This is a genomic window from Vulcanococcus limneticus LL (assembly GCF_002252705.1).
In the GTDB taxonomy this organism is placed as follows: domain Bacteria; phylum Cyanobacteriota; class Cyanobacteriia; order PCC-6307; family Cyanobiaceae; genus Vulcanococcus; species Vulcanococcus limneticus.
The window spans coordinates 1-12,241 of the sequence record NZ_NQLA01000067.1 but is presented as its reverse complement, the minus strand read 5'-3'; the positions used below and the strand labels follow the sequence as shown (position 1 = coordinate 12,241).

Sequence of the window (12,241 nt, the reverse complement as noted above, 5' to 3'; positions counted from 1 at the left end):
GGGGCGTACGCCCCTGGAGGCAGCTCAACAGGGAGTTGCAGCATGACCACATCCACCCACTCTCATAAGGACTGGACCGACAAAGGGGGTCACGTCACTGGAGCCAGGTATAACCCACTAGCCAGGCATTGACGACCAGGTAGGGCAATGCATACACACACAGAACCCGTGCAAGAGAGAACTGCAGGGAGGCCAACCCAAGTGCCAGAAGCATCGCCAGCACCCCGAGATTCGAGACCAGCATCACGCGCCTGAAAGAATCCGGGAACAGAGGCCGTACGCCGTTTCGGAAGGGCCCAGCATTCCAAAAATGGGAGGTGGGTGCTCCATAGTCTTCGCCGCCGGCGACCCCGAACAGCAGGTACAGCGGCCATCCCATCAGCAGATGGGTGATCAGTGACAGGGTTCCGAACAGCTCAGGCCCCAGCAGCCGGCTCACGCCCGCCACGATCCGCCCCATGGGGGCATCGGAACGGGGTGGCACATGGGTCTCGCCCCCTTCCAGATGGTTGCAATTGGCGTGATGCACCGCGTGGCTGCGCTGCCAGGTGTAGTAGGGCACCAGCAGCAGGCTGTGCAGCACGAATCCCACCACCGCCTCCACGCGGCGGTTCGGATGGAAGGCGTGGTGGCCACATTCATGGGCAATGACCCAACAGCCGCCTGCCACGGTGCCCGTGACCACGGCGTAGAGCAGCCAGAGGGGGGCGGCGCTGAGCTGCAGGGGGATCTGGGTTCCCAGTCCAAAGGCCAGCAGCGACAGGCCCAGCGACATCGCCAGGCTGCCCCAGGCCTTGACTGGGTTGATCGTGAGCAACTCGGGAGGCAGGCAGGCCAGCAGCTCTGCCTTGCTGGGATAGGCCGTTGGCTGAGGGGAAGGGTTCTGCGGCAGGCCGAGGAGGGCAGGGCCAGAGTCTTGAAGCAGCGACCGGGAAGGCAGGGAGACAGGCCGGATCAATGCAGCCGCCGCATGGGGATGGTCACTTCGTGAATCGAAACAAACCCGGCGACCTTAACGAACGGCCACTGGCCGAGCGGCGCCCTCCTGCCTGGGGGCCGGGGCCGTCCCGATTCAGGCCCCTGGCCCAATCACACCTGGCCTGCGTCGAAGCGGATGGCCCAGGGCGCCATGGCGCGCCCGCAGCACCACCATTGACGCCACAGCAGGCACGATTGCGGGCAGCCTCGGAGTTGGGCTTTGGCCTTCAACGATCAACGTCTCACCGATCGAACAGATCGGCGGGGCCAATGGGGGGCTCTACGGCATCGCCTCGGGGAGCCTCGTGGTCAATGCCGCTGGCGTGGCCACCCCTGTAGCCACGCTATGGAGTGCCAGATCCAGCCCGTTCCACTCCCACCGAGTGCATGCGCACCGCCTCAACGCTCGCCAGCTCCCCACTCAAGGCCTGAACTTCCACCGCCGCCAGTTCCTCCAGCCGCGCCACGGTGACCTCGCGGCCGTAGCGGCCTTCGGCGAGCAGCCAATAGAGACCGAAGTGGCGCGCCTCGCTGGCCAGCAGCGTGCCATAGAGATCCCGGAGCGCAGCGTCAGGGCTATGGGCCGCCAGCAGGGCCATGCGCTCGTGGCTGCGAGCCTCGATCAGCCCTGCCACCAGAAACGAATCCAGCATCCGCTGGGGCTCGCCGCGGCGCACCGCCGCCGTGAGCGTGGCGCCGTAGGCCGGGGCCGGCAACGGCCGCAGGGGGGTGCCGCGGCCCTGGAGGAGCTGGAGCACCTGCTCGAAGTGCTCCAGTTCCTCCCGCGCCAGCGGGCTGAGCAGCGCCCCAAGCTCCGCATCGGAGGGGTAGCGGAACATCAGCTGCAGGGCCACGCCGGCGGCCTTGCGCTCGCAGTGGGCGTGGTCGATCAGCACCAGCTCCGGGTGGGCGAGGGCCTGCTCCAGCCAGGCGGCGCTGCTCGGGGCCGCCAGCCACTTCACCCGGGCCGTGGGGCTCGTCAGCAGGGCCGTCACGCCGTGGCCCCCTGGCTCAGGTGCTGCACGAGCCCCTGCAGGGCCAGGCCATAGCTGCCGGGCCCGAAGCCGCAGATCACCCCGATGGCCTTGTCGGCCAGGTAGGAGTGGTGGCGGAAGGGCTCGCGGGCGTGGGTATTGCTCAGGTGCAGCTCCACGAAGGGAATCGCCACCCCCAGGAGGGCATCCCGCAGGGCGATCGACGTGTGGGTGTAGGCGCCGGCGTTGATCAGGATCCCGTCGGCCAGGCCGCGGGCGGCGTGGATGCGATCCACCAGGGCCCCCTCGTGGTTGCTCTGGAAACAGCTGAGCTCCACCCCCAGGTCCGCGGCCTGGCGCTGCAGGGCCGCTTCGATGTCGGCGAGGGTGCTGGCGCCGTAAAGCCCGGGCTCGCGGCTGCCCAGCAGGTTGAGGTTGGGGCCGTTGAGCAGCAGCACGCGCACGGGGAAACTCCGGCCAGCCGGGCACCACTGATTCCATCGTAGGCAGGGCACCCAGCAGCCCCATCACTGACGACCCGGGGGAGGGCGGCACCGCCGGCTGGTAAGTTCTTGGGGTGTGGTTCGGGTCGGTGCCCGAGTGGTTAATGGGGGCGGACTGTAAATCCGCTGGCTCTGCCTACGCTGGTTCAAATCCAGCCCGGCCCACCTTCCACATGCCCTTGTAGCTCAGCGGTAGAGCACTCCCTTGGTAAGGGAGAGGTCACGAGTTCAAGTCTCGTCAAGGGCTTCACTTCCATCGCTCCCGATCACATCGCTTTGTGCGATCTGTTCTCTTGCGTATGGCGCGGTTCTCCGCGACTGAGCTTCCCGTGAAGAGGCTCGGCGGAGGGGCCCCAGCGGGGATTCCTCTCCAGGGTTGGGGCCCTGCAGGCCATGGCCGGACGGTTCCTCCACCCCGTTCCGCTCCGCGTCCGGGGGGCGCGGACGGCCAGCATGGAGCGCCCGCTGCCCAGCCCATGCCGGAGCCCCCTGCCCCACTGCCCCGGTTGATCGAGCAGCTGCGAGCCCCGGTGGGCCGCTCCGACACCCGGAGCCGCGCCTGGCGGCTGGCACGCCTGGAGGCCCTCAATCGCCTCTGCAGTGAAAACGAGCAGGCCATCCTCGCGGCCCTGGCCCAGGACCTGGGCAAACCGCCTGTGGAGGCCTTCTTCGAGCTGGTGGCGGTGCGCCAGGAGATCCGGCTGGTCCGGCGCCGGCTGCGCCAGTGGATGGCTGCCCGGCCGGTGGCGGTGCCGCTGCAGTTCAAGCCCGGCCGGGCCTGGGTGCAGCCCGAACCCCTGGGCTGCGTGCTGATCATCGGCCCCTGGAACTATCCCTTCCACCTCTGCCTCAAGCCACTGGTGAGCGCCCTGGCGGCGGGCAACACGGCGGTGCTCAAGCCCTCGGAGCACGCCCCGGCCACCTCGGCACTGATCGCCCAGCTGGTGGAGCGCTACCTGGGGCCGGAGACGGTGCAGGTATTCCAGGGCGATGGCCAGGTGGCCGCCGAGCTGCTGGAGCAGCGCTTCGATCACATCTTCTTCACCGGCGGCGAGCGGGTCGGACGGCTGGTGATGGCCGCCGCCGCCCGCCATCTCACCCCCGTCACCCTGGAGCTGGGCGGCAAGAGTCCGGCGGTGGTGCTGGCCGATGCGGATCTGGCCGTGACCGCCCGGCGTCTCGCCTGGGGCAAGGGCCTCAATGCCGGGCAGACCTGCATCGCCCCGGACCACCTGCTGGTGGAGGCCGGGGTTCGGGAGGCGCTGGTGGACCAGCTTGGCCAGGAGCTGGAGCGCAGCTACGGCCCCGATCCCCTGACCTCCCCCGACCTCGGTTCGATCGTGAACCAGGCCCAGTTCGACCGCCTGGCGGCCCTGCTGGAGGGGGCCCGGCAGCGGGGGCAGATCCTCTGGGGCGGCCAGGTCGACCCCGCCCGCCGGCGCATCGCCCCCACCTTGCTCGCCGTGGAGGATCCGGCGGATCCACTGATGGCAGAGGAGGTATTCGGGCCCCTGCTGCCGATCCTCACGGTGCCCAATCTCGAGGCTGCGATCCGTTCGATCCAGGGCCGCCCCAAGCCCCTGGCCCTCTACCTGTTCAGCCGCAGCCAGACGGCGGTGGAGCTGGTGCTGGCCAGCACCAGCTCCGGGGGGGTCTGCGTCAACGACGTGGTGATGCAGGCGGGCGTGCCCGAGCTGCCCTTCGGCGGCGTGGGTGCCAGCGGCATCGGCGCCTACCACGGCAAGGCCGGCTTCGACACCTTCTCCCACCAGCGCAGCGTGCTGCGGCGACCGTTCTGGCTGGATCTGCCCCTGCGCTACGCCCCCTACGCCGATCGCCTGCCGCTGCTCCGCCGCCTGCTGGGCTGAGCCCTCCAGCCAGGGTCCGGCGGCCATCCCACGGAGGTCAAGACCATTTCCGTGCCTTATCGGCACTGGCGCCGGCCTGGGATCTCCGTAAGGTTCGCCCAGCCGATCGTCCGCCCCATGGGGTTCACCCTCCGCCCGCGTGGCACCGCCCTGGCCCTGGCCCTTCTGCTTCCCCTGCCGTCCCTGGCGGGCGAAGTGGTGGTCAAGCCGGGCGAAACCCTCTCTGAGATCGCCGACCGTTACGGCGTCTCGGTGCAGCGCCTGCTGCAGCTCAATGGGCTCAAGGACCCGAAGGACCTCTGGGCCGGCAGCCGCATCCAGGTGCCCGGCGCCCCGGGCGGCAGCCCCGGCAGCAGCCGCAGCGCGGCCAGCGGCGGCCGGGGAGCTGGCAACTACACCGTGAAACCCGGCGAGACCCTCTCCGAAATCGCAGAGCGCTACAACGTCCCGGTGGAGCGCCTGCTCCAGCTCAATGGCCTCAAGGACGGCAAGGACCTCTGGGCGGGTAGCCGCATCACCGTGCCGGGCGCCGGGGCGCGTGCAGCGGCGGCCACCAGCGCCAAGCCAACCGTCAACCGCTCCGCCAAGGTGCACAAGGTGCAGCCCGGCGAGACCCTCTCCGGCATCGCCGACCTCTACGGCATTCCCCAGGAGCGGCTGGTGGCCCTCAATGGCCTGAGCAAGCCGGATCAGCTGGTATCGGGCACCACCCTGAAGCTGCGGGGCACCACCAGCACCGCGGCGGCCCCCGCCAAGCCCGTCGCCAAGCCCGCGGCCAAGCCGAGCAGCACGGCTCTGAGGCCTGCCGCCGCACCGGCAGCCGCCGTGACTGCGGCTCCGGCCGCCAAGCCAGCAGCCCCCAAGCCAACCGTCGCGACCGCCAGCGCCAAGCCGGCCATCAGCCAGCCGGTTAGTCAGCCAGCCGTGTTGGCCACCAAAACCCCGCCGACCGGCGGCGCCAAGCCCAACTCCGGCGCAGCGCCCGCCAAACCGGACTGGCGCACCTACGGCCCCCTTCAGGTGGACTGGGCCAACTGGCAGTCGATGGGCGGCAGCTTCGTGACGCCGAGCCTCAACAGCGAGGGGCAGCCCCTCTACCTGGCCGTGAACTGCACCGCCCGCCGGATCAATGCCACCGGCCAGTCCGGCGCCTGGCGCAGCTGGGATGCGCCCCAGAGCGAGTTCGAGACCCAGCTGCTCAACGACCTCTGCCGCAGCCGAGGCAGCTGATCGGTTGGGCAGCCTCAGGCCGCCAGCCGCAGCGGCCAGGGCTGGCTCAGGAAGCGTCGGCCGGCGGGTCTGAGCCAGAGCCTCTGGCTGCCGTCGTCGCTCTCACTCAGCAGCTCCTCCTGCACCATCCGCCGGGTCAGCCAGCGCCAGCTCTCCCCGTCGGCCCCCAGCTCCGAGCGGGCCGCCGCCAGCTCCTCGGCCAGGCTGCGCAGGTCCACGCCGCTGCGCATCTCCAAGAGAGCCAGCACTTGGGCCGCCTGCTCCGACCAGTCCTGCAGGGCCGGCCGGCTGGTGCAGCGATCACAGCGGCCGCAGGGGGGCACCAGCTCCCCCACCGCCAGCAACAGGGCCTGCTCGCGGCAGGCCAGCCCCTCCGCCACGGCCTCCATGCGGCGCAGCTGCTGCTGGGCCAGCTCCAGCCGCAGCGGATCTGGGGCCGAAGCCTCACCGGCCTGCTGCCCGCCGAGACGGATGGCCCAGCCCAGGCTGGTGCGGTCCTCCGGGTCGAACAGCACCAGGCAGTCGGCCGGCAGCCCATCACGCCCGGCCCGGCCCGACTCCTGCAGGTAGCCCTCGGCGCTGGCGGGCAGGTCGAGGTGCAGCACCAGGCCCACATCCGGCCGGTCCACCCCCATACCGAAGGCGACGGTGGCTACCAGCACCGGGGCGGGATGCTCCTGGAAATGGGCCAGGGCCAGGGAGCGGCTCTCCGGATCCATACCGGCGTGATAAGCGATCGCAGCGATGCCGGCCTCGGACAGCCGCCTGGCCCAGGCCTCCACCGAGCGGCGGGTGCGGGCGTAGATCAGCACGGCGCCGCGGGCCCGCTCCAGGGCGGCCATCACCTCCGGCAGGGGATCCTGGGGCCGCCGGCGCATGACGTAGGCGAGGTTGTCGCGACGGGCGGAGCGCACCTGGATCAGGGGCCGGCGCAGCTCCAGCAACCGGATCAGATCGGCCCGCACCCGCGGCGCCGCCGTGGCGCTGAGGGCCACCAGCGGCACGCCCGGACAGAGGCGCCTCAGCTCACCCAGGCGCCGGTAGTCGGGGCGGAAGTCGTGGCCCCAGGCGCTGATGCAGTGGGCCTCATCCACTGCCACGGCCACGAGCTGGCCCTGGTCCTGGATCTCCTCCAGCAGGCGGCGGGTGGCCTCCACCTGCAGGCGCTCCGGCGCCAGGTAGAGCAGCCGCAGCCGGTTCTGCCGCACCCGCTCCAGCAGCTGGCGGCGGCTGGACGGATCCAGTCCCCGGTGCAAGCAGGCGGCCGGGATGCCGCGGCGCTGCAGGTGCAGCACCTGGTCCTGCATCAGGGCCACCAGGGGCGAGATCACCAGCACCAGCCCCTGGCGCACCAGGGCCGGCAGCTGGTAACAGAGCGACTTGCCAGCGCCGGTGGGCAACACCGCCAGACAGTCCCGGCCCTGCAACATGGCCTCCACCACCGGCCGCTGGCCAGGCCGGAAGCTGGGCCAGCCGAAGTGGGCCTGCAGGGCCTGCTCCAACGGGTCTGGAGCAGGAGCGGCCCCAACGAGCGCGGCCTCAGCCGTAGGCGGCTCGTCGCGGCCCGCTGGGGCTGCGTGGGGAACCCGGGGCCCGGCTGGCTTCTTCGCTGCGCGCGCCACCCATCAGCCGACGGTCGTCGGGGCGACCTTAACCGGCGTGGGCCGTGACGGGAATCGGCGGGGCTTCCAGCTGGTCGGGTGCCTCCTCCACGATCTGCAGCCGCACCCGCTTGCCCCCGGCGAGCTCTCCCAGGGACACCCGCATCGTGTTGCCACTGAGGGTCTGCAACAGGGTGAGCAGCTCCCGCAGGTGGGGCGTGCTGCTGCCGCTCTCGACCCAGAGGCGCTCCTGCAGGCCGTTGAGCCGCCGCCAACTGGTGTGCAGCCGCAGCACCGCGCTCTCCAGGATCTGGGCCTGGCCCACCGCATCGGCCAGCAGGCCAAGAGCATCGAGGCGCAGGGCCTCCTGCATCGCCTTCTCCAGGTCCAGGTTGCCCTGCTGGAAGGCACGCACCGCCAGGCCCGCCTCAGCGGCCTTGCTCAGCCAGCGGGCGGTACTGGTCACATCCTTGACCCGCTCCAGCTCGGGCTCGTCGCGCAGCACCTTTCGCAGGTCCTCCTGCTGCTCCTCCGGCAGCTTGGCCAGCTCCTTCACCAGGGGCGCCACGGCCCGGGGGGGGAGCAGGTTCTCGGCAGTGCGCTGGCGGATCTCCTCCGGCAGCAGGGGGCTGGTGGCGGCCATGTACTCGTCGCTGAGCTGGCGCACCTGCTTGCGGGTGATCTGCACGCCGTCGTTGGCGGCCTCGCTGATCATCAGCTGCACCTCGGGTTCGGCCTGGGCTGTCTCCATGAAGGCCCGCTTGGAGAAGTTGTTGACGCTGGTCTGCTCCAGCGGGCCCTCCCCCACCAACTGGTCTGCGGCCTCGGCGAGCTGGATCAGTGCGTAGGCGCGGGTCTTGCTGATCTCCTGCTCCCTGAGCCACTGCAGAAAGCCCGTGCCGCGGCCCTCGCCGCCGCGCCGCTCCCGATCGCGCACCGCCATGAGGATGCGGCCCCGCCAGATCTCGGTCTGCAGATCGAAGCGGTCACAAACGGCCCAGGCCTCCTCGATCCGGGCCAGGAACTCCATCGAGCTGATGGTGTCGCTCTCCGGATCAGGCAGCTCAAGGCTGAAGGTCGGGGCCTCGACCATGGGCTGGCGGCGGGGAGCTCGATCGTGCCACGCAGGGGCCCCTGGGCCGGCCCCCTGCCCCGGCAACGACGTTTCGTGACGGCCCGCCTGCAGCCCTTGCGCAAGCCAGTAAATTGCCTCTGACAGCCACACCTCTTCAGCGCAGCGATGGCCATCTCCCGCGGCGACAAGGTGCGCATCAAGCGTCCCGAGTCGTACTGGTTCAACGAAGTCGGCACCGTCGCATCGGTCGACACCTCCGGTATCCGCTACCCCGTGGTGGTGCGCTTCGAGAAGGTGAACTACAACGGCTACAGCGGTTCCGAAGGCGGCATCAACACCAACAACTTCGCCGAAGCCGAGCTCGACAAAGCCTGAATCTGCAACGGGGTCGACTGGGGCAACAACGCCTTGACGCCAGGCTCCCCCTTCGACTGGCTGATAACAATCCAGGCCCCATCCTTGTTCAGCCATCCCGGGTGTTCTGATTGCCCGGGCTTGCCGCACCCACGGAGAGCGGCCCAATCCCTCCAGACCCGGCCTGTCATCAGGCCGGGTTTTTTCGTGGTTTCGGCAGGGGTATGGCCTGCCGCTTGCATGGGAGCTCGGCAACCGAGCACACACCGCCATCCCTTGCATTCAACGACCAACCGCGTCCACCGGCCCACCTCCACCACTCGCCCAGGGAACCGCCTGCGGCCATGGCAGTCTGAGCCGGCCAGTGGCCTCGCCCCCGTGCCCGAACTGCCCGAAGTCGAGACCGTGCGCCGCGGCCTCGAGCGCCAGGTCACGGGGTTCAGCATCGAGCGAGTGGAGGTGCTTAGGGCCCGGGCCATTGCCGCCCCGCCCGATCCCGCCGGCTTCCGCGCTGCCCTGGAGGGCTGCACCGTGGAGGCCTGGCAGCGCCGCGGCAAGTATCTGATGGCTCCGCTGAGCCGCGGCGGCGAGGACGCCGGCCACTGGGGCGTGCACCTGCGCATGACCGGCCAGTTCCTCTGGCTGGGCGAAGCGATGGAGCCCTGCCGGCACACGCGGGTGCGCTTCTGGAATTCGGCTGGCCAGGAACTGCGCTTCGTGGACACCCGCAGCTTCGGCGAGATGTGGTGGGTGCCGCCGGGCCAGCCGCTGGACAGCGTGATCACAGGCCTGAAGCGCCTGGGCCCAGAGCCCTTTACAACCATGTTCAGCCCGGCCTACCTCCAGGCGAAGCTGGCGGGCTCCAGCCGGCCAATCAAAAACGCTCTGCTGGATCAGGCACTGGTGGCAGGGGTCGGCAACATCTACGCCGATGAGTCGCTGTTCCTCAGCGGCATCGCGCCCCAGACCCCCAGTGGCCGTCTGGACGTGGGGCGACTGGAGCGGCTGCACCGGGCGCTGGTGGACGTGCTCACCACCAGCATCGGCGCTGGGGGCACCACCTTCAGCGACTTCCGCGACCTCACTGGCACCAACGGCAACTACGGCAACGCCGCCTGGGTCTACCGCCGCGGCGGCGAACCCTGCCGCAGCTGCGGCACCCTGATCCGCCGCGACAAGCTGGGCGGCCGCAGCAGCCATTGGTGTCCCAGCTGCCAGAGCTGAGGTCTTGAGGCCGTGGCGTGATTCGATGGTCTCAGCAGCGCTTCCCGCCGTGATCCAGGCCCTGGCTCCGGCCCTCACCCAGGCCATGGCCGACATCCATCGCCGCGGCTGGTGCGACGGCACCGGCGGCAACTTCAGCTGCGTGGTCCAGCGTGATCCCCTGCAGCTGCTGATGGCCCCCAGCGGAGTCGACAAGGGCCGGGTCCAGCCGGAGGAGCTGATTCTGGTGAACGGGGAAGGTCAGGTGATCGAGGGGCGAGGCAAGGCCAGCGCCGAGACGGCCCTGCACCTGGAGATCGTGAAGCAATGCGGAGCGGGCGCGGTGCTGCACACCCACTCCCAGGCCGGCACCCTGCTCTCCGGCTGGGTCTGCGATCACACGTCCCGAGGCGGCCATAGCAGCGCAGCCGAGCTGCGCCTGCGCGATCTGGAGATGCTGAAGGGACTGCGCGGCATCCACACCCACGCCACGGAGCTGGCGATCCCGGTGCTGCCCAACGACCAGGACCTGCAGCGCCTCTCTGCCGCGGCACGGCCCCTGCTGCCGGCGGCCCCCTACGGGCTGCTGATTGGCGGCCACGGCCTCTACGCCTGGGGGGTGGATCTGCCGGAGGCGCTGCGCCATTTGGAGATCCTGGAATTCCTGCTGGAGCAGCGCTGGCGCCTGCTGCTGTTGGAATGCCTGGCGGCGGCCGCAGGCTCCGCCCTACCGGCTGGGGGTTGATGGGTGAGCCCGGCTTCAGCAGCGAGGGTCGGGCAAGGCCGACAGCACCCTCGGGAGCCTGCCGGGCCCCTCGGGCCTGAGTCCCAGAAGACCCGTCAGCCCAATACACCCGCAGCCTGCCCCGCGGGGCACGCCGCTCCCCACCCATTCCCACGCCTCACCATGGCTGCTGTGATCACCCACCTGTTGCTGGACATCGAGGGCACCACCTGCCCGGTGAGCTTCGTGGCTGAAGTGCTGTTTCCCTACGCACGGCAACGGCTGGGCAGCTATCTGCAGGAGCACGGGGACGATCCAGCCATCCAGGGCTTGATCCAAGCCGTGGATCAGGCCTGGGCCGCAGATGACACGCGCGAAGCCGTGGATCTACGCCGTCAGCTGCAGGCCGACGAGGCGCGTCTCGATGCCAATGCCGTCGTGCCCTACCTGGAATGGCTGATCGACCATGACATCAAGCTGACGGCGCTCAAGGACCTGCAGGGAAGGATCTGGCAGGCCGGCTACGCGAGCGGGGACCTGATCGCGCCCCTCTACGCCGACGTGCCAGACGCCCTCAACCGCTGGCACAGCCAAGGGCTGGTGCTGGCGGTGTACTCCTCTGGATCCGTGCCAGCCCAACAGCTGCTCTACGGCCACAGCCAGGCCGGAGACCTGCGCGCGCTCTTCCAGCATTGGTTTGACACCCGCAGCGGCTTGAAGCAGCAAGCGCAGAGTTATCACCGCATCGCCGAATCCATGGGGGCCAGCCCGCAGCATGTGCTGTTTGTGAGCGACTCCCTGGCCGAACTCGAGGCGGCCGACACCGCTGGGATGGCCGTGCTGTTCAGCGATCGCGACGGCAATCCAGCACACGATCCAGGGCGATTTGAGAGAATCACCAACTACAGCCACCTGAGCCTGGACAATGGAATTCTCGGCACGTGATCGCGACATCCTGGCGGAAAACCAGGCCATGCTTGAGAGCGTGGTGCGCGGCGACTGGGACACCTACGCCGGCTTCTGCGCCGAAGACCTGAGCTGCTTCGAAGCGGAGACCAACGGAGTCCTGGCGGAAGGCTTGCCCTTCCATCGCTACTATTTCGAGTTGCCGGGGGATGGGCAGGGCGCCCCAGCCCCGATCAACGTCAGCATGGCCCGTCCCCACCTGCGCTGGCTAGCTGAAAACGCCGTGGTGCTCAGCTACACACGTCTGACTCAGAAACTGAATAACGGAGTACCCGTCACCGCCAGCTGCACGGAAACCCGAATCTGGCAGCGACAAGAAGGCCGCTGGAAGCAGGTGCACGTACACCGCTCCTGAGGCTGAATGGGTCGGGGACTTAGGCGACACTTGCTGGAGATCAAGACCAGCAAGTGTCGCTTAGACCAAAATCACGGATGTCGAGCGGTAGCCACCGCATCGACCTAGCCTAATTTCCCATCCAACCCGCCGTAGCCATCCCTCGGCTCAGGCCAAGCAACCATCAGCCCAACACAGGATCAGCCCAACAAAAAAGCCACCCCGTAGGGTGGCTCTCTCGTCATCAGTCTTAGCCTCAGTCCTGTCATCAGTGCAACACTCACATGACAGCTCTCACGAGAGATGTCTTGTCAGAAGCTGCTGCCAGGACTGACTGATGAAACCTGAACTCTCCGCTGCAAGGGAGGAGTCAGGCTTTGGCTGGAACAAGTTTTTACCTGGCATCGAGCTATTTTCGCAGGGGGCTACCC

General features: G+C 69.1%; 12 protein-coding genes and 2 tRNA genes. 9 read left to right on the top strand and 5 right to left on the bottom strand.

The window, feature by feature from the left end; genetic code table 11:
• Positions 1 to 94 precede the first annotated feature (94 nt).
• The 3 genes from CJZ98_RS16060 to aroQ all read right to left on the bottom strand — a co-directional run bounded on the left by CJZ98_RS16060 (position 95) and on the right by aroQ (position 2,416).
• On the bottom strand, positions 95 to 817 hold the full coding sequence (locus tag CJZ98_RS16060) for a fatty acid desaturase (protein WP_232756554.1): 723 nt from the start codon (positions 815 to 817) through the stop codon (positions 95 to 97).
• 505 nt (positions 818 to 1,322) lie between these two features.
• Complete coding sequence (gene miaE / locus CJZ98_RS16055; protein WP_094592130.1) at positions 1,323 to 1,973, bottom strand: tRNA-(ms[2]io[6]A)-hydroxylase; 651 nt, start codon at positions 1,971 to 1,973, stop codon at positions 1,323 to 1,325.
• A complete protein-coding gene (gene aroQ, locus CJZ98_RS16050; protein ID WP_094592129.1) occupies positions 1,970 to 2,416 on the bottom strand; it encodes a type II 3-dehydroquinate dehydratase in 447 nt (148 codons plus the stop codon). Before aroQ ends, miaE begins: the two co-directional genes overlap by 4 nt.
• Before the next feature lie 122 nt (positions 2,417 to 2,538).
• Here aroQ and CJZ98_RS16045 point away from each other — a divergent pair.
• From CJZ98_RS16045 to CJZ98_RS16030, 4 genes are all read left to right on the top strand, one after another.
• Positions 2,539 to 2,620, top strand: a tRNA-Tyr gene (locus tag CJZ98_RS16045).
• 10 nt (positions 2,621 to 2,630) lie between these two features.
• A tRNA-Thr gene (locus CJZ98_RS16040) sits at positions 2,631 to 2,702 on the top strand.
• Positions 2,703 to 2,931: 229 nt separating this feature from the next.
• Entirely contained in the window at positions 2,932 to 4,323 is a 1,392-nt protein-coding gene (locus CJZ98_RS16035) for an aldehyde dehydrogenase family protein (RefSeq protein ID WP_094592128.1), read from the top strand.
• Positions 4,324 to 4,440: 117 nt separating this feature from the next.
• Entirely contained in the window at positions 4,441 to 5,553 is a 1,113-nt protein-coding gene (locus CJZ98_RS16030; RefSeq protein WP_094592127.1) for a LysM peptidoglycan-binding domain-containing protein, read from the top strand.
• Positions 5,554 to 5,567: 14 nt separating this feature from the next.
• Here the strand turns inward: CJZ98_RS16030 and CJZ98_RS16025 are convergent, their stop codons facing one another.
• Positions 5,568 to 7,055, bottom strand: a complete 1,488-nt coding sequence (locus tag CJZ98_RS16025) for a RecQ family ATP-dependent DNA helicase (RefSeq protein WP_094592126.1) — start codon at positions 7,053 to 7,055, stop codon at positions 5,568 to 5,570.
• A gap of 148 nt (positions 7,056 to 7,203) precedes the next feature.
• Entirely contained in the window at positions 7,204 to 8,247 is a 1,044-nt protein-coding gene (locus CJZ98_RS16020) for a hypothetical protein (RefSeq protein ID WP_094592125.1), read from the bottom strand.
• A gap of 147 nt (positions 8,248 to 8,394) precedes the next feature.
• Between CJZ98_RS16020 and CJZ98_RS16015 the strand changes: the two genes are divergently transcribed.
• From CJZ98_RS16015 to CJZ98_RS15995, 5 genes are all read left to right on the top strand, one after another.
• Entirely contained in the window at positions 8,395 to 8,604 is a 210-nt protein-coding gene (locus CJZ98_RS16015; protein ID WP_094592124.1) for a photosystem I reaction center subunit IV, read from the top strand.
• Between the two features lie 357 nt (positions 8,605 to 8,961).
• On the top strand, positions 8,962 to 9,807 hold the full coding sequence (locus CJZ98_RS16010) for a DNA-formamidopyrimidine glycosylase (protein ID WP_094592123.1): 846 nt from the start codon (positions 8,962 to 8,964) through the stop codon (positions 9,805 to 9,807).
• Between the two features lie 85 nt (positions 9,808 to 9,892).
• The gene (gene mtnB / locus CJZ98_RS16005) at positions 9,893 to 10,531 is read left to right on the top strand and encodes a methylthioribulose 1-phosphate dehydratase (protein WP_232756555.1); all 639 of its coding nucleotides are present in this window, start codon (positions 9,893 to 9,895) and stop codon (positions 10,529 to 10,531) included.
• A gap of 162 nt (positions 10,532 to 10,693) precedes the next feature.
• Entirely contained in the window at positions 10,694 to 11,455 is a 762-nt protein-coding gene (mtnC, locus tag CJZ98_RS16000; RefSeq protein WP_094592121.1) for an acireductone synthase, read from the top strand.
• A complete protein-coding gene (locus CJZ98_RS15995) occupies positions 11,436 to 11,831 on the top strand; it encodes a DUF4440 domain-containing protein (RefSeq protein WP_094592120.1) in 396 nt (131 codons plus the stop codon). Before mtnC ends, CJZ98_RS15995 begins: the two co-directional genes overlap by 20 nt.
• The last annotated feature ends 410 nt before the right edge of the window (positions 11,832 to 12,241 follow it).